Here is a 23380-nt window from a genome sequence, read left to right on the forward strand (position 1 = left end):
GACTCACGGGCACAATCACACAGGCTACCGTTTGCCGTCATGGCGGTCAAAACGGTGTGCGACACGGCGAGAACCGCGGAACCGGCCTCGCACAGCCGTGGGTCACGACCAGTCTACGCGCTCCCAGGGCTGCTTCGTACTCGGTTCTCCCGGGGAACAGGCGAAGGCGGACCGGCCGCCTTCCTGAGGACCCATTGTCGCCGGAAGGCGGCCGTCCGCGCTACAGAACCAGCCAGACGGCGACGGAGATCACCGTCACCAGGATGCCGAGCACCGCGAAGACCGTGCCCGTGGTGATCAGACCGAGACCGTCCAGCTGCCCGCGGGACTCGCGGATCTCCTTCTTCGCCTTGGGGCCGGTGACCAGCAGCGCCACGAGGGCGGTGGCCAGGCCCACACCCGGAAGCAGCGAGGCCACGCCCAGCCACAGCGTGAGGACCGCTCCCCGCTCGGTGTCGGCGAGGAAGTCGATGTTGTCGTAGCCGGGGTAGGGATCGCCGGGATCGCCGCCCAGGGGGCGGTCGTCGAAACCGGGGAAGTCCCCGGCGATGGGGTCCCTGCGCCGCCTGCGGCCGACCGCGGCCTCGGGCATGCCGTAGTCCGCCGGGGTGAAGCCGTCGTCGTACTCCGGATCATCCGTCCCGCCGTCGTACCCGGGATCCCCGGGGCCGTCGCCGTACCCGGACGCGTCCGGAGCCGCGTCGTACCCGTGCTCGGCCGGACCCGCGTCGTACCCGTGCTCGGCCGGACCCGCGTCGTACCCGTCCGGGCCGTCCTCGTATCCGTATCCGTCCGGACCGTCGTCGTACCCGGCCTCGCCGTCCTCCCAGGTCCGTCCGTACCCGGCGGGGTCCCGGCCGTCCTCCCAGTCCTCCTCCCGGACGTCGAACATCCGGGTCGCGTCGCCCGGCTCCTCGTCCCTGGACCGGGCACGCGTCTGCATGTCGGCGATCGCGGCCAGGGGGTCCTCCGACGCGGGGACCGCGGCGGAGAGCTCTCCGGTGTCGGGATCCGCCCCGCCGGGGGTCCCGGAACCGGCGGCGGACTCACGGCGCCGCCGCTCGGCCTCCCTGACCGCGTCCGGCATCCGGGGATCGTCGCGGCCGAACACCCAGGTGTTGCCGCTCCCCGCGCCCGGGTCCGGGGGCGAGAGCTCGTCCCCGCGCCCGTCTGTCCACGGTTCGTTGGCGCCCGAGCCGGCCCAGCCGTCGCCGTTCTCCCGAGGGGGTGTCCACGAGTCCAGGCCGTCGGTGCCCGCGGCGGACCCGTCGGCCCCCCAGGAGCCCGCGCCCAGCTCGTCGGTGTCCCAGGACCGCCCGCCCGAAGCATCCGCCCCAAGGGGGTCCTCATCCCAGGACCGCTTCCCCTGTGCGCCCGCACCGAGAGGGTCGTCGGCGCCCCAGGACCGCTCCCCGGGCACGTCCGCGCCGAGGGGGCCGTCGTCCCAGGAGCGCTCCCCCGGCACGTCCGCCCCAAGGGGAGCGTCAGGGCTCCAGGACCGCCCGCGCGGCTCGCTCCCTCCGAGGGGGTCCTCACCCCAGGGCCGTCCACCCGGCGCGTCCGTACCGAGGGGGGCGTCGGCGTCCCAGGAGCGCTCCCCCGGCGCGTCCGCGCCGAGGGGGTCCTCACCCCAGGGCCGTCCACCCGGCGCGTCCGCGCCGAGAGGGTCGTCGGCGTCCCAGGACCGCTCCCCCTGTGCGCCCACACCGGGGAACCCCGCGTCGGAGGCGGGCCGGGCACCGGACCCGTCGTCCCACGGCTGCCCGCCGAACGCCTCGGAGCCGGGTGCTCCCGGGGTACCGCTCGCGGGGGAGCCGTCGGTTCCGGCGGTGGTGCCCCAGGCGTCCGCGCCGGGCCTGTCGGCACCGCCGACGGGAGCGTCGGCGCTCCAGGTGGAGGAGCCGAGCTCGTCATCGTCCCACGGCCGACCGCCCGCGGGGGCCTCGGCGCCCTGCTCGGCGAAAGCGCGTGCGGCGTCGGTGTCGGCGGCCTCCCCTCCCCATGCGGGGGGACCGACCTCGTCGGCGCCGTCCCCGTCCCATGCGGAGGAGGCCTGCTCCCGGGCGTCCCAGGGCCGGTCGTCGACCGCCTCCGCACCGGGGCCGTCCACGGGCCCGGGCGCGAAGGACGGTGCGTCCCAGGCGGCGTCCGGGTCGGCCGTCCCGGGACCGGGCGCGTCCTGTGCTCGGTGGTCGTCCTCCCAGGGCCGGTCACCGGGCGCACCGGTAACGGCGCCCCAGGTGTTGGCACCTGCGCGGTCGGTGTCGGCGGCGGGAGCGTCGGCATCCCAGGCGGGGGAACCGAGCTCGTCACCGTCCCACGGCCGACCGCCCGCGGTGTCGCTCCACGGGGCGGCGCCGTCCGCTTCGCCGGGGCCCGGGGAGGGAGTGTCCCAGGAGGCGGGTCCGTCGTCCCATGGCTGCCCGCCGAGCGCCTCGGGGCCGGATGCCCCCACGCCCTCGGGCGCGGGGGCGGACGGCGCGCCCCAGGCGACACCGGGGTCGCCGGCGTCGGGAGTGTGCGTCTCGGCCGTGTCCTCTCCGTACCGGCCCGCGTCGCCGGAGTGCCAGGGCCGGTCGCCGACCGCGTCGGGGCCCGGCGTCCCCGGAGCCGGGGAGGACCAGGCGTCCGGGGCGTCGTCGCCCCAGGGCCGGTCGTCGACGGCCCCGTCACCGGGAACGGCGGCGGGAGCCCCACCCTCCCAGGTGCGCGCACCCCCGTCCCACGGCTGGCCGGCGGCGGGTCCGGGCATGCTCCATGCGGAGGGCCCGGAGTCCGTGTCGTCGTGTTCGTCGGAGCCCTCCGGAGCGGCGTCGGCCCCTCCGGAGGGGTCCCAGGAGTCCAGGGCGGGGATCTCCTGGGTCTGCGGCTCATCGGATCGGGAGTCCTCCCGTTCCTCCTCGGGCAGGGGGACCCGTGCGCTGGCCGCCACGCTCGGGAAGCTCGGCTCCTCCGGCTCCCCCGGAACCCTGGTCAACGGCTGGTAGGCCGACGCCCCGGCTCCCGGGTAGGAGATGCCGTTGGAGGGCGGAGGACCGCCCAGGGCCTCCGGATACGGCTCCACCATGGCCGGGCGGGACGAACTCAGCCCCGTGTATCCCCCGCTGTCCGGGAAGACCGTCTCCTGGCTCTCCCCGGTCTCCTCGTCTTCGAGCGGATCCTGGTACTCCGACTGCGTGCGATAGCGGTTCTCACTCGGCTTGAACCACGAGTCCCCCGCACCGGAGTTCCGCCGCTCGCCCCCGTTATCAGTCACCTGTGCCTCTTCCGCCAGCGCAGTAGCGCAATCTCCCGTCCGCGTCAGCGGACCCTCACGCGGCAACGGCGGCGGTACCACCCCCCTGAGGGGGTGGTGCTCCGCCGCCGTCAGCTCAGCAAACCACTCTTACCTGTTGTACGGCCCGAAGTCGTACTCCTCCAGCGGGACGGCCTCGCCCGAGCCCTGCCCGAAGGTGTACTCGCTCGGCTCCTCGTACCCGGAGACCGAGTACATCGAGGCCTTGGCCTCCTCGGTCGGCTCCACCCGGACGTTGCGGTACTGCGGAATGCCGGTACCGGCCGGGATGAGCTTACCGATGATGACGTTCTCCTTGAGGCCGAGCAGAGGATCGCTCTTGCCGTGGATCGCGTTCTCGGTGAGCACCCGGGTGGTCTCCTGGAAGGAGGCCGCGGACAGCCAGGACTCCGTGGCCAGCGAGGCCTTGGTGATACCCAGCAGCACCGGGCGCCCGGCCGCGGGCTGGCCGCCCTCGGACACGACGCGGCGGTTGATCCGCTCGAACTTCGGCCGCTCGACCATCTCACCGGGCAGTAGCTCGGTGTCGCCGGACTCCAGGATGTTCACCCGCTTGAGCATCTGGCGGACGATGATCTCGATGTGCTTGTCGTGGATGGACACACCCTGCGACTTGTACACCTCCTGGACCTCCGACACCAGGTGCTGCTGCACCGCGCGCGGGCCCTGGATGCGCAGGACCTCGTGCGGGTTGATCGCACCCTGGATCAGCTGCTGACCGACCTTGACGTGGTCGCCGTCGGTGACCAGCAGCTGGGCACGCATCGGGACCGGGTAGGCGATCTCGTCCGTGCCGTCGTCGGGGATGACGACGATCTTGCGGCTCTTCTCGGTGTCGTCGATCCGGATCCGGCCCTCCATCTCGGAGATCGGGGCCACACCCTTGGGGATGCGGGCCTCGAAGAGCTCCTGGACACGGGGCAGACCGTGGGTGATGTCCTGACCGGCCGAACCGCCCATGTGGAAGGTCCGCATGGTCAGCTGGGTGCCGGGCTCACCGATGGACTGGGCCGCGATGATGCCGATCGCCTCACCGACGTCCACCGGCTTGCCGGTCGCCATGGAGCGGCCGTAGCAGGTGGTGCAGACGCCGATCTTGGCCTCGCAGACCAGCGACGAGCGAACGCGGACGCGGGTGATCCCGGCCTCGATCATCCTGTCGATGTTCTGCTCGGAGGTGTCGCTCAGGGCGGGCAGGATGACCTTGCCGTCGGCGTCCACCACGTCCTCGGCGATGGTCCGGCCGAAACCGGTGTTCTCGACGTTGTGCTTGCGCACCACGACGCCGGCGGCGTTCTTCTCGCCGATCTCGTGCCACAGCGACCGCTCGGTGCCGCAGTCGATCTCCCGGACGATGACGTCCTGCGCCACGTCCACCAGACGACGGGTCAGGTAACCCGAGTCGGCGGTACGCAGGGCGGTGTCGGCCAGACCCTTGCGCTGACCGTGCGTGGAGATGAAGTACTCCAGCACGGACAGGCCCTCGCGGTAGGAGGACTTGATCGGACGCGGGATCGTCTCACCCTTGGTGTTGGAGACCAGGCCGCGGATACCCGCGATCTGGCGCACCTGCATCGGGTTACCGCGGGCGCCCGACTGGACCATCATCCACACCGGGTTGTCGGCGGGGAAGTTGTCCTCCATGTTCTGGGCGACCTCGGTGGTGGCCTGGGTCCACACCTCGGTGAGCTCCTGGCGGCGCTCGTCGTCGGTGATCAGACCCCGGTCGTACTCGCGCTGGATCTTGTCCGCCTTGCGCTCGTACCCCTCCAGGATCTCGGCCTTGCGCGGAGGCGCGACGACGTCCTCGATGCCGATGGTCAGGCCGGACCGGGTGGCCCAGCGGTAACCGGCGTCCTTGAGGGCGTCCAGGGTCGTGGCGACCTGGACCTTGGGGTAGTTCTCGGCGAGGTCGTTGACCAGGACCGAGACCTGCTTCTTGCCCACCTGGAAGTTGACGTACGGGTAGTCGACCGGGGTGGTCTCGTTGAACAGGTACCGGCCCAGGGTGGTCTCCAGCAGGTAGTCGTCGCCCTGCTGCCAGCCCTCCGGCGGCGTCCAGTCCTTCGGGGCCGGGGCTCCGTCGGCGATCCGCAGCTTGATCCTCGCCTGCAGGTCGAGGTCGCCCAGGTCGTAGGCCATGAGCGCCTCGGCCGGGGAGAGGAACGAGCGGCCCTCGCCCTTGGCTCCGGCCTTCTCCGTCGTCAGGTAGTACAGGCCGATGATCATGTCCTGGGTGGGCATGGTCACGGGCTTGCCGTCGGACGGCTTGAGGATGTTGTTCGTGGCCAGCATCAGCAGCCGCGCCTCGGCCTGGGCCTCGGCGGACAGCGGCAGGTGCACGGCCATCTGGTCACCGTCGAAGTCGGCGTTGAACGCCGTGCACACGAGCGGGTGGATCTGGATGGCCTTGCCCTCGACCAGCTGCGGCTCGAAGGCCTGGATACCCAGGCGGTGCAGCGTCGGGGCGCGGTTGAGCAGAACCGGGTGCTCGGTGATGACCTCTTCGAGGACGTCCCACACGACCGGGCGGGACCGCTCGACCATGCGCTTGGCGCTCTTGATGTTCTGCGCGTGGTTCAGGTCGACCAGGCGCTTCATCACGAACGGCTTGAACAGCTCCAGCGCCATCTGCTTGGGCAGACCGCACTGGTGCAGCTTCAGCTGCGGGCCGACGACGATGACCGAACGGCCGGAGTAGTCGACGCGCTTGCCCAGCAGGTTCTGGCGGAAGCGGCCCTGCTTGCCCTTGAGCATGTCGGACAGCGACTTGAGCGGACGGTTGCCCGGACCGGTGACCGGGCGGCCGCGGCGGCCGTTGTCGAACAGTGCGTCGACGGCCTCCTGCAGCATCCGCTTCTCGTTGTTGACGATGATCTCGGGCGCGCCGAGGTCGAGCAGCCGCTTGAGGCGGTTGTTGCGGTTGATGACACGGCGGTACAGGTCGTTGAGGTCGGAGGTCGCGAAGCGGCCACCGTCCAGCTGCACCATCGGACGCAGGTCCGGCGGAATGACCGGGATGCAGTCCAGCACCATGCCCATGGGGCTGTTGGTGGTGTTGAGGAACGCCGAGACGACCTTGAGCCGCTTCAGGGCGCGGGCCTTCTTCTGGCCCTTGCCGGTGCGGATGGTCTCGCGGAGCTTCTCGGCCTCCTCGTCCAGCTCGAAGTTGGCGAGCCGGTCCTGGATGGCCTGGGCGCCCATGCCGCCGCGGAAGTACTTGCCGAAGCGGTCCCGCATCTCGCGGTAGAGCATCTCGTCGCCCTCGAGGTCCTGGACCTTGAGGTTCTTGAACCGGTTCCAGACCTCGTCGAGGCGGTCGATCTCGCGCTGGGCGCGGTCGCGCAGCTGGCGCATCTCGCGCTCGGCGCCCTCGCGGACCTTGCGGCGCGCGTCGCCCTTGGCGCCCTGCTCCTCCAGCTCGGCGAGGTCGGCCTCCAGCTTGCGGTGGCGCTCCTCGACGGTGGAGTCGCGGCGCTGCTCCAGGTGCTGCTTCTCGACCGAGATCCGCGCCTCCAGGGACTGGAGGTCGCGCTCACGGGCCTCGGTGTCCACCCACGTGACCATGTAGGCGGCGAAGTAGATGATCTTCTCGAGATCCTTCGGCGCCAGGTCGAGCAGGTAGCCCAGGCGGGAGGGCACGCCCTTGAAGTACCAGATGTGCGTGACGGGAGCGGCCAGCTCGATGTGGCCCATCCGCTCACGGCGCACCTTGGCGCGGGTCACCTCGACGCCGCAGCGCTCACAGATGATGCCCTTGAAGCGGACGCGCTTGTACTTGCCGCAGTAGCACTCCCAGTCCCGGGTCGGGCCGAAGATCTTCTCGCAGAAGAGGCCGTCCTTCTCGGGCTTGAGGGTGCGGTAGTTGATGGTTTCGGGCTTCTTGACCTCGCCGTGCGACCACTGGCGGATGTCGTCGGCCGTGGCGAGACCGATGCGCAGCTCGTCGAAGAAGTTGACGTCGAGCACTTAATTCGTCCCCTGCTCTCGAAGAATGCGGAAGTTAGACCTCTTCGACACTGCTCGGCTCACGCCTACCCAGGTCGATTCCCAGTTCTTCCGCGGCGCGGAAGACGTCCTCGTCGCTGTCCCGCATCTCGATGGACATACCGTCACTGGACAGCACCTCCACGTTCAGACAGAGCGACTGCATCTCCTTGATGAGCACCTTGAAGGACTCAGGGATGCCCGGCTCGGGGATGTTCTCGCCCTTGACGATGGCCTCGTAGACCTTGACCCGGCCCACCACGTCGTCGGACTTGATGGTGAGCAGCTCCTGGAGGGCGTAGGCGGCGCCGTAGGCCTCCAGCGCCCACACCTCCATCTCACCGAAGCGCTGGCCGCCGAACTGCGCCTTACCGCCCAGCGGCTGCTGGGTGATCATGGAGTACGGGCCGGTGGAGCGCGCGTGGATCTTGTCGTCCACGAGGTGGTGGAGCTTGAGGATGTACTTGTAGCCGACGGAGATCGGCTCGGCGAACGGCTCACCGGTGCGGCCGTCGAACAGGCGCGCCTTGCCGTCGGAGTTGATCAGGCGGTTGCCGTCCGCGTTGGGGCGCACCGACTGGATCAGGCCGCTGAGCTCGTCGCCGCGCAGGCCGTCGAAGACCGGAGTCGCCACGCGGGAGTCCGGCGGCACCTCCATCGCGCCGATGGCCTCCAGCGACTTCTGCCACTCCTCCTCGACCCCCTCGACCAGCCAGCCGTTCTTGGCCAGCCAGCCCAGGTGGACCTCCAGGACCTGGCCGACGTTCATACGCCCGGGAACGCCCAGCGGGTTGAGGATGATGTCGACCGGCGTGCCGTCCTCCAGGAAGGGCATGTCCTCCTGGGGCAGGATCTTGGAGATGACGCCCTTGTTGCCGTGGCGTCCGGCGAGCTTGTCGCCGTCCGTGATCTTGCGCTTCTGGGCCACGTAGACGCGGACCATCTCGTTGACGCCGGGGGCGAGCTCGTCGCCCTCCTCGCGGCTGAACACGCGGACGCCGATGACCTTGCCGGTCTCGCCGTGCGGCACCTTGAGCGAGGTGTCGCGGACCTCGCGCGCCTTCTCACCGAAGATCGCGCGCAGCAGGCGCTCCTCCGGGGTCAGCTCGGTCTCGCCCTTGGGCGTGACCTTGCCGACGAGGATGTCGCCGTCGACGACCTCGGCGCCGATGCGGATGATGCCCCGGTCGTCCAGGTCGGCGAGGACCTCCTCGCTGACGTTGGGGATCTCCCGGGTGATCTCCTCCGGGCCCAGCTTGGTGTCGCGGGCGTCGACCTCGTGCTCCTCGATGTGGATCGAGGACAGGACGTCGTCCTGCACCAGGCGCTGGGAGAGGATGATCGCGTCCTCGTAGTTGTGGCCCTCCCAGGACATGTACGCCACGAGCAGGTTCTTGCCCAGCGACATCTCACCCTGGTCGGTGGAGGGCCCGTCCGCGAGGACCTGGCTCTCCTCCACCCGCTGGCCCTCGGCCACGATCGGCCGCTGGTTGAAGCAGGTGCCCTGGTTGGAGCGCTGGAACTTGCCCATGCGGTACGTCTTGCGCGTGCCGTCGTCGGCCATGACGGTGACGTAGTCGGCGGTGACGTCCTCGACGACACCGGCCTTCTCGGCGAGGATGACCTCGCCGGCGTCGGTGGCGGCGCGGTACTCCATGCCGGTACCGACGAACGGCGACTCGGCGCGCAGCAGCGGCACGGCCTGGCGCTGCATGTTGGAGCCCATGAGGGCGCGGTTGGCGTCGTCGTGCTCCAGGAACGGGATCATGGCGGTGGCGACCGACACCATCTGGCGCGGCGACACGTCCATGTAGTCGACCTCGTCCGCGGTGACCTGCTCGAACTCCCCGCCCTTACGGCGCACGAGCACACGCGTCTCGGCGAAGGTGCCGTCCGCGTTCATCGGCGTGTTGGCCTGCGCGATGACGAAGCGGTCCTCCTCGTCCGCGGTCAGGTAGTCGACCTGGTCGGTGATGCGGCCGTCGACGACCTTGCGGTACGGGGTCTCCACGAAGCCGAAGGAGTTGACCCGGCCGTAGGCGGCGAGCGAGCCGATCAGACCGATGTTGGGGCCCTCGGGCGTCTCGATCGGGCACATGCGGCCGTAGTGCGAGGGGTGCACGTCCCGGACCTCGAAGCCCGCGCGCTCACGGGACAGACCGCCCGGACCCAGCGCCGAGAGGCGGCGCTTGTGGGTCAGACCCGCGAGCGGGTTGGTCTGGTCCATGAACTGGGACAGCTGCGAGGTGCCGAAGAACTCCTTGATGGAGGCCACGACGGGACGGATGTTGATCAGGGTCTGCGGCGTGATCGCCTCGACGTCCTGGGTGGTCATCCGCTCACGGACGACGCGCTCCATGCGGGCCAGGCCCAGGCGGACCTGGTTCTGGATGAGCTCGCCGACGGTGCGCAGGCGGCGGTTGCCGAAGTGGTCGATGTCGTCGGTCTCGATCGGGTTGAGACCGGTGACGGTCTCCTTCTCGACCTCGCCCGCGTGCAGGCGGACCAGGTAGTCGATCGTGGCGACGATGTCCTCTTCGGTCAGCGTGCCCTGCGTGTAGTCGGTGTCGAGACCGAGCTTCTTGTTGATCTTGTAGCGGCCGACCTTGGCCAGGTCGTAGCGCTTGGGGTTGAAGTACAGGTTCTCCAGCAGCGCCTGGGCCGACTCCTTCGTGGGCGGCTCTCCCGGACGCAGCTTGCGGTAGATGTCCAGCAGCGCGTCGTCGGTACCCGCGGTGGGGTCCTTCTCCAGCGTGTTGCGGATGGACTCGTACTGGCCGAAGCGCTCCAGGATCTGGTCCGTGGTCCAGCCCAGCGCCTTGAGCAGGACGGTGACGCCCTGCTTGCGCTTGCGGTCGATACGAACGCCGACGAAGTCGCGCTTGTCGACCTCGAACTCCAGCCATGCACCGCGGGACGGGATGACCTTGCAGCCGAAGAGGTCCTTGTCCGAGGTCTTGTCGACGGACTTGTCGAAGTACACGCCCGGCGAGCGGACCAGCTGGGACACGACGACGCGCTCGGTGCCGTTGATGATGAAGGTGCCCTTGACGGTCATGAGCGGGAAGTCGCCCATGAACACCGTCTGGCTCTTGATCTCACCGGTGTCGTTGTTGATGAACTCCGCCGTGACGAACATCGGGGCGGAGTAGGTCATGTCCTTGTCCTTGCACTCCTCTTCGGAGTACTTGGGCGGCTCGAACCGATGATCGCGGAACGACAGGGACATCGTGCCCGAGAAGTCCTCGATCGGGCTGATCTCCTCGAAGATCTCTTCGAGACCGGACTGCTCCGGAACGTCCTTGCGGCCAGCGTTTCGGGCTGTCTCAACCCGGGTCTTCCACTTCTCGTTGCCCAGCAGCCAGTCGAACGACTCGGTCTGCAGGGCCAGGAGGTTCGGGACCTCCAGTGGTTCCTGGATACGGGCGAAGGAAACGCGGTGCGGACCAAGGGCGTTAGCGGAGGCGTTGCGCGAGGCTGCCAACAGGGGTCCTTCCGAAGGCTTGTGGCGGTTGAAGCGCGCACGCCAGACGATCCGTCGCGAGAAGGACCGCCGCAACACGGTTGAGACGGTCACATCGTGCGGGAGCGGGCCACCGTATGTTCCGGAATCGGAAGTGGGCGGCAGCCGTTCACCGGCACAGGGATCACCAAAGGGCAGCGCAAAAGAGCAGTGTAGCCGAACACCACACCGCTGTCCACTCACGGTCCACAGCGCCACTCACGACACCGGCAGGATGGCCCGTTGAGGGCGATCCGTCAACCCCAACCAGGTTGTTCTCACCTCGAAACCGACTCGCCGGGATGGTCCGGAACCGTCTCGGTGGACTGGTGCGCCTGCCCTGGCCCGGGGGTGGAAGCCAACGGACATCCGAAGGATTCCCCCGCCGTGGGCGGGTAAACACTTCCTCAGGGCCCCGCCGGGATTCCCGGGACGGGAGATTACCGCGTCCTGAGGACAGTTCGCACACGCGCCCCCCACCCGGGCCCGCCCAGCTTCGCACACGCGGAGGAAGGAGCGGTGGCGGACACGGCGCGCGGCGCCCGGCGAACACGCACGGCCCCGCCGCGGGCCTCCGGGCCGGCGGGCCGTCCCGGAAAGGAGCGGGCACGGGGCCCGGACCGCGCATCAGGATAGCCCAGCGCCGCCGCGCCGGCGCCCCCGAGAACACGAAAGCGGCCGCCCTGCCCGGAAAAGGGCGGGGACGGCCGCGTGCGCAGACCAGCGGGCCTCTGCGACCCGCGGAGGACTACTTGAGGGTGACGGTGGCGCCGGCGCCCTCGAGGGCGGCCTTGGCCTTGTCCGCGGCCTCCTTGTTGACGCCCTCCAGCAGAGCCTTCGGGGCGTTGTCGACCAGGTCCTTGGCCTCCTTGAGACCCAGGCTCGTGAGGCCGCGGACCTCCTTGATGACCTGGATCTTCTTGTCGCCGGCGGCCTCGAGGACGACGTCGAACTCGTCCTTCTCCTCCTCGGCGGCGGCCTCGCCACCGCCACCGGCGGGGGCGACGGCCACGGCGGCCGGAGCGGCGGCGGTGACGTCGAACTTCTCCTCGAAGGCCTTCACGAACTCGGACAGCTCGAGGAGGGTCATCTCCTCGAAGGCGGCCATCAGGTCGTCGTTGCTGAGCTTCGCCATGGTGCGATCTCTCTTTCTCTACGGACACGCGAGCCTGCGAGCGTCACGTGCGAGCCAGTGTCCGGACACCCTCGGCGCCCGGCGGGTTCGAAAATGTTCAGGCGGCTTCTTCGGAGCGCTTGTCCGCCAGGGCCTGCGCGAGACGCACAGTCTTGGAGGGGAGCGCCTGGAAGACGGCGGCGGCCTGGCCCTGCTTGGCCTTGAGCACACCGGCCATCTTCGAGAGAAGCACCTCGCGGGACTCCAGGTCGGCCAGCTTGGTGACGTCCTCGGCGCTCATCGACTTGCCGTCGATGACGCCGCCCTTGATCACCAGGGACGAGTTCGCCTTCGAGAAGTCACGCAGACCCTTGGCGGCCTCGACCACGTCGCCGTGGACGAAGGCGATGGCGGACGGGCCCTCAAGCAGGTCCTTGACCTGCTCGTCGAGTCCGGCCTCCGTGACCGCGATCTTGGTCAGCGTGTTCTTGACGATGCGAAAACGCGCACTCTGGCCGAGGCTGCGGCGCAGTTCGGTGATCTGCGCCACGCTGAGCCCCCGGTATTCGGTCAGCACGGCGCCGTTCGAGCCGCGGAGCTCCTCCGCGATCTCGGCGACCGCGGCTGCCTTGTCCGGCCTCGCCATGGGACTCCTTCCAACAGTGAACGCTGGTTGACCCCCAAGGACCCGTGCGATCGGCGTCAGCACGAGAAAAGGCCCCGGGCGCCAGGCGCACGGGGCACGACCGCGTTCTGCTGGGCGCACGGGGGCGCCCGGAACGGGAAGCTCTTGTGACACCTGCGCGGGCGCCCATCGCGGATGGGTCCTTGGGCCACCCGTTCGGGTGGCGACCAGCGGTCTTCGGCAATAACCCATCGTACTGCACGTCTCGGGGTGCCCGTCCACCCGTGCACGACCGGACGGGTGATCGCGCTCACTCCCCCGGGGCACGAAACCGTACCGAAGGAACCTACGTCCCAGTAACGACCGCCGCGGACCGGACTCGAACGTCGGTTTCCCGTGGCAACATGATGCACTCGGGCACCCCCGCTCCCAGATGTGCCCTTCCCCCACAGAATATGAAGAAGGCGGACACCCCCGTGAAGACCCGTATGCCGGCCCTGATGACCGCCGGCACCTTGGCCCTGGCCCTCACCGCCTGCGGCGGAGGAGCCCCCGAGGAGGAGCCCGCCGACGCCGCGGCGGAGACGCCCGAGGAGAGCAGCGGTGGCGGCATCCTCGACCTGGTCGCCAGTCTCGGACAGAGCTTCCAGGAGGTCGACAACTACACCCTCGACATGGAGATGGTCGCGTCCGACCCCGAGGAGGGCGACACGACGATGACCACGACCTACGAGGTCATGGACGACCCCGAGGCCGCCCACGTCACCATGGTCATGCCCTTCGTGGGCGAGGCGATCCTCGGTCTGGCCGAGCTGAGCGGAGAGGACCTCGGCCTGACCGCGGAGGAGCTCGGCACGTCCATCCTCATCGTTCCGGCCGAGGGCGACGTCCTCGTGTCCAACCACAACGGCCTCCAGGAGGTCGACACGCCGTGGGTCCGCGGTGTGCAGGACACCGAGACGGCCCCCTCGGACGAGGTGTTCGACACCAGCCACTTCCCCCGCATCGCCGGGACCGTCGCCGAGATCGAGCAGATCGAGGAGGTCGGTACCGAGGAGGTCAGCGGTGTCGAGACCACCCTCGTCGAGGGCACGCTGACCCAGGAGGAGGTCGAGGCCCTGGAGCCGGAGCAGAAGAAGGCCGTCAACGAGCTCATGGGCGGCAGCATCGAGGGAACCGTCGAGGTCTCCGCCTGGATCGCCGACGACGGCTTCCCCATGCGCATGGAGTTCTCCGACGACGTGGCCGACGTCTCGATGGTCTTCTCCGACCTGGGTGAGACCTCCTTCGAGATGCCCTCCGAGGACGAGATCACCGACCTGTAGGCGGTCACCTCCTCCGGTACGCGCACAGCGGTCCCCTGGCCCGGCGGGCCCGGGGACCGCTTCCGTCCGTACCGCGCCGCGGACGGGCCCCGCACGCGAAGCGGCCCCCGACGTCCTGACCGGGACGCCGGGGGCCGCTCTCCTGATGCGCGGAGACCGCGAAGGCTAGGCGTCGAGCGGGATGCTCGGGCCCATGGACGTGGTGACCACGGCCTTCTTGATGTAGCGGCCCTTGGCGGCGGACGGCTTGAGGCGGTTCACCTCGTCGATCGCGGCCTGGTAGTTCTCCACGAGCTGCTGCTCGGCGAAGGAGGCCTTGCCGATGATGAAGTGCAGGTTCCCGTGGCGGTCCACGCGGAACTCGATCTTGCCGCCCTTGATGTCGGTCACGGCCTTGGCCACGTCGGGGGTGACGGTGCCGGTCTTCGGGTTCGGCATCAGGCCGCGCGGACCGAGGACGCGGCCGAGACGACCGACCTTGCCCATGAGGTCCGGGGTGGCGACGACGGCGTCGAAGTCGGTGAAGCCCTTCGAGACCTTCTCGATCATCTCGTCGTCGCCGATGATGTCGGCGCCAGCGGCGAGGGCCTGCTCGGCACGCTCACCGGTCGCGAAGACCAGGACCCGAGCGGTCTTACCGGTGCCGTGCGGCAGGTTCACGGTGCCGCGGACCATCTGGTCGGCCTTGCGCGGGTCGACGCCCAGGCGCAGGGCGACCTCGACGGTCGCGTCGAACTTGGCGGTGGAGGTCTCCTGGGCGAGCTTCACGGCCTCGGCGGGGCTGTAGAGCTTGTCCCGGTCCACCAGCTGGCTGGCTTTGCGGTGGTTCTTGCTGCGCTTCACGCGGTTCTCCTAGGGAACTTGTGGTCACGGGGCCAGCGCCTGGCCCTGCCACTGCGGTTCTTGAAGGTCGGGCGTCCCCGGCCGCTCCGGTCCGGCCGGACCGGTGCCACCGTAGGGGGCTACTTGACCTCGATGCCCATCGAGCGGGCGGTGCCGGCGACGATCTTGGTGGCGGCCTCGATGTCGTCGGTGTTGAGGTCGGGCAGCTTGGTCTGCGCGATCTCGCGAACCTGGTCGGCGGTGATGGAACCGGCCGTGGTGCGGCCCGGGTCGGTGGCGGCCTTGTCCATCCCGGCGGCCTTCAGGATCAGCTTGGGCGCCGGAGGCGTCTTGGTGACGAAGCTGAAGGAGCGGTCCTCGTAGATGGAGATCTCCACGGGGATCACGTTGCCGCGCTGGGCCTCCGTAGCAGCGTTGTACTGCTTGCAGAAGTCCATGATGTTGACGCCGTGCGGGCCGAGCGCGGTACCGACGGGCGGCGCCGGGGTGGCCTGACCAGCGGGGAGCTGCACCTTGACGAGTGCGGCCAGTTTCTTCTTCGGAGGCATATCGGGTCCTTTGCCTGATCTGCGTTGTGTGCTGGCCCCTGGCCTCCCTGACGGAGCCGCACGGCCGCGAGGGGCCGGGGCGCCGCTGCCGAAGGAGGCACGACCCCGCGCACGCGGCACGGGGCGGCGGCCCGCCGGGGCCTGGCGGGCCGTGGTGCGGCCCGCCGGGGCGGGACACGCGAGTGGGTCCGCCGCGGGGCGGACCCACCAAGTCTACGCGGCCCGGCCGGGTACCCTGACATGCGCTCCGCGCAGGCAGGGACGCCCGCCCGGGCGTCGGTCCCGGGGCGTGGTCAGATCTTGGCGACCTGGTTGAACGAGAGCTCGACCGGGGTCTCACGGCCGAAGATCGACACCAGCACCTTGAGCTTCTGGGTGTCGGCGTTGATCTCGCTGACCGTCGCGGGCAGGGTCGCGAACGGACCCTCCATGACCGTGACGGACTCGCCGACCTCGTAGGCCACGTCGGCACGGGTCTCGCCGCCGCCGGCGGCCTTGGCCTGCTGCGCCTGCTCCGGCTCCTCCTCCGGCTCGGGCGCGAGGAGCTTGGCCACCTCGGTCAGGCTCAGCGGGGCGGGCTTGTTGGACAGGCCCACGAAACCGGTGACGCCCGGGGTGTTGCGGATGGCCGACCAGGACTCGTCGGTCAGGTCCATGCGGACGAGCACGTAGCCGGGCAGGACCTTCTCGGTGACCTGCTGGCGCTTGCCGCTCTTGACCTCGGTGACCTCGTGCTCGGGCACCTCGACCTGGAAGATGTACTCCTCCATGTTGAGCGACTGGGTGCGGCTCTCGACGTTGGCCTTGACCCGCTTCTCGTAACCCGCGTAGGTGTGCACGACGTACCAGTCGCCGGGCAGCAGGACCAGTTCGTTCTTGAACTCCTCGACGGGGTTCAGGCGGGGGGCCTCCTCGACCTCCGCGCCCTCCTCGTCGGCGTTCTCCCGGTCCGCGTCGGCCGCGCCGGTCTCTTCGGCCTCGTCAGCGTCACCGGTCAGCTCCGGGCTGTCGGTGTCGGCCTCGCCGGCCGCATCCTCCGGCAGCTCGCCCGCCAGGCCGGTCTCTTCCGCCGACGACTGATCCGGCTCCTCTTCGGGGAAGTCGTCAGAGGTCAGTGGGGACTCGGACACGGCTGCTCTTTCTCTCGTCGGATTCGCTCTCGGGCACGACGCATACGAGACAGCGCCATGCGTCGGGCCCGGTCATGCCAGCTTACGGTCTCCCCGGATGATCCGGGACCAACGCGCGGACGAGGACTGACCCGCCCCCGGCTCGTCCGGGAGGGGCGGCCGTGAGGGGCGTCAGGCTCCCTGCGGAGTGCCGAACGTGCCGTACAGCCAGGTGACGGCCTCGCCGAAGCCCCAGTCGAGGAGGGAGACGTAGCCCAGGACGATCAGCACGAAGACGAGGACCACGATGGTGTAGGTCACCAGCTCACGGCGCGTGGGCCAGCGGACCTTGCGCAGCTCGCCGACGACCTGCTTGGTGAACGTCACCGGACCGGTACGACGCTTGGGCTCCCTGTCGGGCTTGGCGTCGGCGTCAGTCTGAGTCACCTGGGGTCCTTAGGGTCGCGGGCTGCTGGATTTCCCCGTGTTGTCCGTTGCCCGCGCGGCGCGGCGCCCGGGGGCGCCACACCGCGCGAGCGGATGTGCAGGGCAGGAGGGACTCGAACCCCCAACCGCCGGTTTTGGAGACCGGTGCTCTGCCAATTGAGCCACTGCCCTTAGCGGAAACTGCGATCCCACCATAGCCGGTCCCGGCGCGCTACGCACACCGTATGTCGGATAACACCCCGACAACGACCGGCCGGCGCGGAAGAGTCTATGCGCTCCCCGCCCCCTGGCCAAACCGTTCGTCCTCCCGCGCGGGGGAGGGGTGTCTTCGTCCCCCCACCACCCGCCTTCCCTCCCCGGACGGGAAGGCACATGACAACATGGGACCATGACTGACCGACCCCGTATCTCTGCACGTATCAGCGCCATCTCCGAGTCCGCCACCCTCGCCGTGGACGCCAAGGCCAAGGCCATGAAGGCGGAGGGCCGTCCCGTCATCGGCTTCGGCGCGGGGGAACCCGACTTCCCGACCCCCGACTACATCGTCGAGGCCGCCGTCCAGGCCGCCCGTGAGCCCCGGTTCCACCGCTACACCCCGGCGGGCGGCCTTCCCGAGCTGAAGAAGGCCATCGTCGAGAAGACCCGGCGCGACTCCGGCTACGAGGTGGAGGCCTCCCAGGTCCTGGTGACCAACGGCGGCAAGCAGGCCATCTACGAGGCCTTCGCGGCCATGCTGGACCCGGGCGACGAGGTCATCGTCATCGCCCCGTACTGGACCACCTACCCCGAGTCCATCAAGCTCGCGGGCGGCGTCCCGGTCTACGTGGTCACCGACGAGAGCACCGGTTACCTGGCCGGTGTGGAGCAGCTGGAGGCGGCGCTCAGCGAGCGCACCAAGGTCCTGGTGTTCGTCTCCCCGTCCAACCCGACCGGCGCCGTGTACCCGCGCGAGCAGGTCCGGGAGATCGGCCGGTGGGCGAACGAGCACGGCCTGTGGGTGCTGACCGACGAGATCTACGAGCACCTGGTGTACGGGGACACGGAGTTCTCCTCGCTGCCCGTGGAGGTGCCCGAGATCGCCGACCGCACCGTCGTCGTCAACGGCGTGGCCAAGACCTACGCCATGACCGGCTGGCGCGTGGGGTGGATCATCGGCCCCAAGGACGTCGTCAAGGCCGCGAGCAACCTCCAGTCGCACGCCACCTCCAACGTCGCCAACGTCTCGCAGGCCGCCGCCCTGGCCGCGCTCTCCGGCGACCTGGAGGCGGTGGCGAGGATGCGCGAGGCCTTCGACCGCCGCCGCAGGACGATCGTGCGCATGCTCAACGAGATCGACGGCGTGGTCTGCCCCGAGCCGCAGGGCGCCTTCTACGCCTACCCGTCCGTCAAGGGCGTGCTGGGCAAGGAGATCCGCGGCAGGACGCCGCAGACCTCGACCGAGCTGGCCGAGCTCATCCTGGAGGAGGCCGAGGTCGCCGTGGTGCCCGGTGAGGCCTTCGGCACCCCCGGCTACCTGCGCCTGTCCTACGCGCTCAGCGACGAGGACCTCGCCGAGGGCGTGAGCCGCGTCCAGAAGCTGCTGGCCGAGGCCAAGTAGCGGTATCCCCCCGGGGCTTCACCTCGCCCCGTTGTTCGGGCGCCCGGAGAGCGGGAACCTTCGGCGCCGGAGGCGGACTCGTTCCTCGCGAGTTCGCCTCCGGCGCCTCCAGCGCCCCCGCGGGCGCCCGAACACCCCCTGAGGCCGGGGCGGGCGCTCACCGGCCCCGGCCACAGGCGCCCCGGCGCCGCGCCGTGCGGGGCGCTCCCGCGCGTCCGTGCCCGGTCCGGACGGACGAAGTCCGGCGTCCCGGCACCACCGGTGCTCCTCATACGGCAGGCTTACGCCATGGAGACACCGACCAGCGCCCGCCGGTTGGACCGGCTGCCCAAGGCTCACCTGCACCTGCACTTCACCGGCTCGATGCGCCACTCCACCCTGGTGGAGATGGCCCGGGAGAACGGGGTCCACCTTCCCCAGGCCCTGGTCGAGGAGTGGCCCCCCAGACTCCGCGCCACCGACGAGCGCGGCTGGTTCCGCTTCCAGCGCCTCTACGACATCGCCCGGTCGGTGCTGCGCCGGCCCGAGGACATGTACCGGCTGCTGCGCGAGGCGGCCGAGGACGAGCGCGCCGCGGGGTCCGCGTGGCTGGAGATCCAGGTCGACCCGAGCGGCTACGCTTCGCGCTTCGACGGGCTCACCGCGACCCTGGAGCTGATCCTGGACGCCGCCCGCGCCGCCGAGCGCGAGACCGGGGTGGCCATCGGCCTGATGGTGGCCGCCAACCGCACCAGGCACCCGCTGGACGCCAAGGTCCTGGCCCGGCTGGCCCGCCAGTACGCGGGCAGGGGCGTGGTCTCGTTCGGGCTGAACAACGACGAGCGGCGGGGCCGGGCCCTGGAGTTCGAGGGCGCGTTCCGGATCGCGCGCCGGGCCGGGCTGCTGTCCGCGCCGCACGGCGGAGAGCTCCAGGGGCCGCGCAGCGTGCGCGAGTGCCTGGACGAGCTGCGGGCCGACCGGGTGGGGCACGGGGTGCGCGCCGTGGAGGACCCCCGCCTGGTGGAGCGGATCGCCGCCCAGGGGGTGACGCTGGAGATCTGCCCGACCTCGAACGTGGGCCTGGGGGTCTTCGACGAGCTGGAGCACCTGCCGCTGCGCAGGCTCTTCGACGCCGGAGTGCCGATCGCGCTGGGGACCGACGACCCGCTGCTGTTCGGCCCGCGCCTGGTGGAGCAGTACCGGATCGCCCGCGAGGTGTTCGGGTTCTCCGACCCGGAGCTGGCCGAGCTGGCGCGGATGTCCGTCCGCGGTTCGGGAGCGCCGGAGTCGCTGCGCAAGGAGCTGCTGTCCGGGGTGGACGCGTGGCTGGCCGAGGAGCCCGGGGAGTAGACCGGCGGGCCCGCGCGGTCAGGCGAGGAGCATCCAGGCGCCCTGGCCGAGCATGGCCGCGCCCGCGACGAAGAACAGGGCGGCGGCGCCGATCTGGATGGCGCGCTCGGGCAGCTTCTTGCCGAGGACCGCGCCCAGGGCGATGGCGATGGCGTCGGCCGCGACCATGCCGATGGTGGAGCCGATCCACACCGGCAGCCAGTGGTACTGGGTGCCGACGGTGATGGTGGCGAGCATCGTCTTGTCGCCGAGCTCGGCGACGAAGAAGACGAGGAGGACGGTCGCGAACGCGGAGCGGATGCGCCGGGAGGCGGCGCGCTCCTCGTCCTTGTCGGTCATCTCGTCACCGCGCAGGGTCCACAGGCCGAAGAAGACGAACGCGACACCGGCGGCGAGGGTGAGCCAGTCGGTGGGCAGCGCCGCGCCCAGGACCTCGGCCAGCAGGACGCTTCCGGCGTGCACGGCGGCGGTGGCGACGGTGATGCCGAGGATGACCGTGAGAGCCCGGTAACGGGTGGCCAGGGACATCGCCACGAGTTGGGTCTTGTCCCCCATTTCGGCGATGAAGATGGCGAAGGCACTGAATGTCAGGCCCGCGATAAACCCTGTCACGCTTTCCCTTCCGTCCGAGGCGCCCTGGGCGGAAGGAGGCGGAGGACGCCACTTCAACCCGGTCTTGTCCGGGTCAAAGGTCTCGTCCGCCCCTGGTCAGGTCCTGTGGCCTGACCGGGCTCGCACGACCGGGCCGCGACGGCCAGGATGTCGATCGTACGCATTGGGGACTACTCCCCTTCGACGCATCCGACTTTATGGGAGGACAGAAGGGGGATGCAATTCATGGCTTTACTGAATTCTTTTATCAGCCAGCCCTGCAAAAGAAGTTGGCTGCGCCCAACTCACAGGTTGGGCGCAGCCGCGAAGAGGTTCAGAGCGCGACGCCGACCATCACCGGCTCGTTGACGAGGACGACCCCGAAGGCCTCCTCCACACCCGCGCGTACCTCGCGGGCCAGCTCCAGCAGGTCCTCGGTCGTGGCCCCGCCGGGGTTGGTCAACGCCAGGGTGTGCTTCCCGGAGATGCGGGCGGGCCCGCTCCCGTACCCCTTGCCGAACCCGGCCCGGTCGATCAGCCAGGCCGCGGACAGCTTGACGCCGCCCAGGCCGTCGGGGTGGCCGGGCACCTCCGCGTCGGCGCCCAGGCGGGCGGCGGCCCGCTCCCGCACGGCCGCGAACTCCTCTGCGGTGACCACCGGGTTGGTGAAGAAGGACCCCGCGCTGCGGGTGTCCGGGTCGTCGGGGTCCAGGACCATGCCCTTGCCCCTGCGCAGCCCCAGGACGGTCTCCCGCGCCCGCTCCAGCGGCACGCGGGCCCCCGCCTCGGTGCCCAGGGTGCGGGCCACCTCGGCGTAGGCGATCGGTCGGCTGAGCTTGGAGCGGTGCAGGGCGAAGGTCACCTCGCACACCACGTAGCGGTCGTCGCCCTTGAAGACGCTGTCGCGGTAGGTGAAGCCGCACTCGGCGTTGGTCATCCGGCGCCGCTCGCCGGTGCGCCGGTCGTGGACGAGCACCTCGCGGATGGTCTGGCTGACGTCCTGGCCGTAGGCACCCACGTTCTGGATGGGGGTGGAGCCGACCCGGCCGGGGATGCCCGACAGGAACTCCACGCCGCTCAGGCCCTCGGAGACGGCCCGCTCCACCAGGGGGTCCCACTCCACGCCGGCGTCGGCGCGCACCAGCACGACGGGCTCGCCCGTCTCGTCGGTGCCCGCCTCCTCGAAGGAGACCTCCCGGGAGTCCACCAGGACCACGGTCCCGGGGAATCCGGCGTCGGAGACCACGAGGTTGCTGCCGCCGCCCAGGACGAGGACGGGCTCGCCGGCGGCGTCGGCCGCGGCCACCGCGGCGACCAGGTCCTCGGTGGTGGCGGCCGCACGGAACTCCCTGGCCGGGCCGCCCAGGCGCAGGGTGGTGTACTCGGAGAGCGCGGTCACGGCCTACCTCGCCAGGCGCACGGTGGCCTTGGACTGCGCCAGGACCTTGGCGCCGCCGGAGCGCGCGGTCAGCAGGACGTCGACGGTGCCGTCGCCGTTCTTGGCCCTGACCTTGCCCCCGACCGTGACCTCGGCGCCCTCGTCGTCGTCCGGGACCACCACGGGCGCGGAGAAGCGCACCGAGTAGTCGACGACGCAGCCCGGGTCGCCCGTCCAGTCGGTGAGCACCCGCGCGGCCTCGGCCATGGTGAACATGCCGTGCGCGATCACGTCGGGCAGGCCCACCGACTTGGCGAAGCGCTCGTTCCAGTGGATGGGGTTGAAGTCGCCCGAGGCCCCCGCGTAGCGGACCAGGTCCAGGCGGCGGACCGGGAAGGTCCGCTCGGGCAGCTTGGTGCCGACCTCGACGTCGGCGTGGCGCAGCCTGCTCATTCCTCTCCTCCCCGCACGACGAGCATCATCGTGGCGGTGACCACGTGCTCGCCGTCGGCGTCGTCGGCCACGGTCTCCAGGGTGAGCAGTTCGTTGCCGCCGAGGGCCTTGATGCCCGTGATGCGGGTGACACTGCTGAGGAGGTCGCCGGCGTGCAGCGGACGGCTGTAGTGGAAGCCCTGGTCGCCGTGCACGACCCGGGAGAAGTCCACTCCCAGTCCGGGGTCGGCGATGGCCTGGGCCGAGCCCGCCATGCCGAGGATCACGGGGAAGGTGGGCGGGGCGATCACGTCGGGGTACCCGGCGTCTCGGGCCGCGGCCGGATCGACGTAGAACGGGTGGGGGTCGTTGACCGCCTCGGCGAACTCCCGGATCTTGCCCCGGGTCACCTCGTAGGCCTCCGGCGCGGGATACTCCCGGCCGAGGTAGTCAGGGTTGATCGCCACGCTCTCTCCTGTCGTGAAGGGGCCCGGAAGACGCGAACGGCCCGGTGAGCGGATCGCTCACCGGGCCGGAAGTTCACGGGAACCGCCTCTGCTCCGTCGCACTCGAGACGATCGCGCTCGTCAGGGCGCTCGTCATGAGACCGGGTCTAGCGGGTCTCGCGGTGCTCGTTGTGCTTGCGGCAGTTCGGGCAGAACTTCTTGATCGCGAGACGGTCGGGGGTGTTCCGACGGTTCTTGCGGGTGATGTAGTTCCGGTGATTGCACTCCTGGCAGGCCAGGGTGATCTTCGGCCTCACGTCTGTGGCAGCCACTTCGGAGTGCCTTTCTCGCTGGAGACAGTACTAAGCGCCCGCGACGACCCCTGAGCCATGAGCCTCAGGGGTCAGCGGGTGGTAGCGGGGGCCGGACTTGAACCGACGACACAGCGATTATGAGCCGCTTGCTCTACCGACTGAGCTACCCCGCCCCGATCAGCGGGAACCGCCCCCTGCGGGGCCTTCCCGGTACAGACCGGCAGATCCTCCGCCGGCCACCCACCTGCGTGGACCGGACCTCGTCAAGTGGTGGAGCCCCTTTACGGAATCGAACCGTAGACCTTCTCCTTACCATGGAGACGCTCTGCCGACTGAGCTAAAGGGGCGCGCTGTTGGGGCTTCCTTGTCGTCCGCCCCGGGGGGCGTTGCCCCCTTGCGCTGGTCATGACTATACAGGGATTCGGGGGTGCTCTGCCAAATCGAATGCCCCGCGCCCGCCTCCTGAGGACGAAACCCCTGCTCACAGGCCTTTTCACG

The 23380-nt window shown here is 70.1% G+C and carries 17 protein-coding genes and 3 tRNA genes; 3 read left to right on the forward strand and 17 right to left on the reverse strand.

Annotation, left to right across the window (positions count from 1 at the left end):
- Nucleotides 1-220 precede the first annotated feature (220 nt).
- The 5 genes from A6A08_RS00625 to rplJ all read right to left on the reverse strand — a co-directional run bounded on the left by A6A08_RS00625 (nucleotide 221) and on the right by rplJ (nucleotide 12544).
- The gene (locus tag A6A08_RS00625; RefSeq protein WP_073700526.1) at nucleotides 221-3256 is read right to left on the reverse strand and encodes a hypothetical protein; all 3036 of its coding nucleotides are present in this window, start codon (nucleotides 3254-3256) and stop codon (nucleotides 221-223) included.
- Between the two features lie 129 nt (nucleotides 3257-3385).
- Nucleotides 3386-7264, reverse strand: coding sequence for a DNA-directed RNA polymerase subunit beta' (locus tag A6A08_RS00630; protein ID WP_073700527.1), 3879 nt, complete (start codon nucleotides 7262-7264; stop codon nucleotides 3386-3388).
- Between the two features lie 34 nt (nucleotides 7265-7298).
- Nucleotides 7299-10766, reverse strand: coding sequence for a DNA-directed RNA polymerase subunit beta (gene rpoB, locus A6A08_RS00635; protein ID WP_073700528.1), 3468 nt, complete (start codon nucleotides 10764-10766; stop codon nucleotides 7299-7301).
- A gap of 766 nt (nucleotides 10767-11532) precedes the next feature.
- Complete coding sequence (gene rplL / locus A6A08_RS00640; protein ID WP_073700529.1) at nucleotides 11533-11919, reverse strand: 50S ribosomal protein L7/L12; 387 nt, start codon at nucleotides 11917-11919, stop codon at nucleotides 11533-11535.
- A 97-nt stretch (nucleotides 11920-12016) separates the two neighbouring features.
- Entirely contained in the window at nucleotides 12017-12544 is a 528-nt protein-coding gene (gene rplJ, locus A6A08_RS00645; RefSeq protein WP_073700530.1) for a 50S ribosomal protein L10, read from the reverse strand.
- Nucleotides 12545-13023: 479 nt separating this feature from the next.
- Between rplJ and A6A08_RS00650 the strand changes: the two genes are divergently transcribed.
- Nucleotides 13024-13848, forward strand: a complete 825-nt coding sequence (locus tag A6A08_RS00650) for a hypothetical protein (protein ID WP_242422040.1) — start codon at nucleotides 13024-13026, stop codon at nucleotides 13846-13848.
- Nucleotides 13849-14013: 165 nt separating this feature from the next.
- On the opposite strand, the gene rplA is transcribed toward A6A08_RS00650, so the two are convergent.
- The 5 genes from rplA to A6A08_RS00675 form a co-directional block, all read right to left on the reverse strand.
- Nucleotides 14014-14691 carry a 50S ribosomal protein L1 gene (rplA, locus tag A6A08_RS00655; protein ID WP_073700531.1) on the reverse strand — a complete coding sequence of 226 codons (678 nt, stop codon included), beginning with the start codon at nucleotides 14689-14691 and terminating at the stop codon, nucleotides 14014-14016.
- A gap of 119 nt (nucleotides 14692-14810) precedes the next feature.
- Nucleotides 14811-15239, reverse strand: coding sequence for a 50S ribosomal protein L11 (rplK, locus tag A6A08_RS00660; RefSeq protein WP_073700532.1), 429 nt, complete (start codon nucleotides 15237-15239; stop codon nucleotides 14811-14813).
- A 293-nt stretch (nucleotides 15240-15532) separates the two neighbouring features.
- The gene (nusG, locus tag A6A08_RS00665) at nucleotides 15533-16369 is read right to left on the reverse strand and encodes a transcription termination/antitermination protein NusG (protein WP_073700533.1); all 837 of its coding nucleotides are present in this window, start codon (nucleotides 16367-16369) and stop codon (nucleotides 15533-15535) included.
- A 171-nt stretch (nucleotides 16370-16540) separates the two neighbouring features.
- The gene (gene secE, locus A6A08_RS00670; RefSeq protein ID WP_073700534.1) at nucleotides 16541-16795 is read right to left on the reverse strand and encodes a preprotein translocase subunit SecE; all 255 of its coding nucleotides are present in this window, start codon (nucleotides 16793-16795) and stop codon (nucleotides 16541-16543) included.
- 98 nt (nucleotides 16796-16893) lie between these two features.
- Nucleotides 16894-16966, reverse strand: a tRNA-Trp gene (locus A6A08_RS00675).
- A gap of 217 nt (nucleotides 16967-17183) precedes the next feature.
- Here A6A08_RS00675 and A6A08_RS00680 point away from each other — a divergent pair.
- Together A6A08_RS00680 and A6A08_RS00685 are read left to right on the forward strand one after the other, a co-directional pair.
- Nucleotides 17184-18392 (forward strand): pyridoxal phosphate-dependent aminotransferase, encoded by a 1209-nt coding sequence (locus tag A6A08_RS00680; RefSeq protein ID WP_199866801.1) that lies wholly within the window; start codon nucleotides 17184-17186, stop codon nucleotides 18390-18392.
- Between the two features lie 288 nt (nucleotides 18393-18680).
- Complete coding sequence (locus A6A08_RS00685) at nucleotides 18681-19721, forward strand: adenosine deaminase (protein ID WP_073700535.1); 1041 nt, start codon at nucleotides 18681-18683, stop codon at nucleotides 19719-19721.
- A gap of 18 nt (nucleotides 19722-19739) precedes the next feature.
- Here A6A08_RS00685 and A6A08_RS00690 read toward each other — a convergent pair whose 3' ends face one another.
- The 7 genes from A6A08_RS00690 to A6A08_RS00720 form a co-directional block, all read right to left on the reverse strand.
- Nucleotides 19740-20333 (reverse strand): TMEM165/GDT1 family protein, encoded by a 594-nt coding sequence (locus A6A08_RS00690; protein WP_073700536.1) that lies wholly within the window; start codon nucleotides 20331-20333, stop codon nucleotides 19740-19742.
- A 313-nt stretch (nucleotides 20334-20646) separates the two neighbouring features.
- Nucleotides 20647-21711 (reverse strand): UDP-N-acetylmuramate dehydrogenase, encoded by a 1065-nt coding sequence (locus A6A08_RS00695; RefSeq protein ID WP_073700537.1) that lies wholly within the window; start codon nucleotides 21709-21711, stop codon nucleotides 20647-20649.
- A 3-nt stretch (nucleotides 21712-21714) separates the two neighbouring features.
- Nucleotides 21715-22143: a MaoC family dehydratase gene (locus A6A08_RS00700; RefSeq protein ID WP_073700538.1), complete on the reverse strand. Its 429-nt coding sequence runs from the start codon at nucleotides 22141-22143 to the stop codon at nucleotides 21715-21717.
- Nucleotides 22140-22589, reverse strand: coding sequence for a MaoC family dehydratase N-terminal domain-containing protein (locus tag A6A08_RS00705; RefSeq protein WP_073700539.1), 450 nt, complete (start codon nucleotides 22587-22589; stop codon nucleotides 22140-22142). Before A6A08_RS00705 ends, A6A08_RS00700 begins: the two co-directional genes overlap by 4 nt.
- Nucleotides 22590-22735: 146 nt before the next feature.
- On the reverse strand, nucleotides 22736-22900 hold the full coding sequence (gene rpmG / locus A6A08_RS00710) for a 50S ribosomal protein L33 (protein ID WP_013156089.1): 165 nt from the start codon (nucleotides 22898-22900) through the stop codon (nucleotides 22736-22738).
- Nucleotides 22901-22979: 79 nt separating this feature from the next.
- Nucleotides 22980-23055: transfer RNA gene (locus tag A6A08_RS00715), tRNA-Met, on the reverse strand.
- A gap of 98 nt (nucleotides 23056-23153) precedes the next feature.
- A tRNA-Thr gene (locus A6A08_RS00720) sits at nucleotides 23154-23229 on the reverse strand.
- Nucleotides 23230-23380: the final 151 nt, after the last annotated feature.

The sequence above is a fragment of the Nocardiopsis sp. TSRI0078 genome, assembly GCF_001905145.1.
Classification (GTDB): Bacteria; Actinomycetota; Actinomycetes; order Streptosporangiales; family Streptosporangiaceae; genus Nocardiopsis.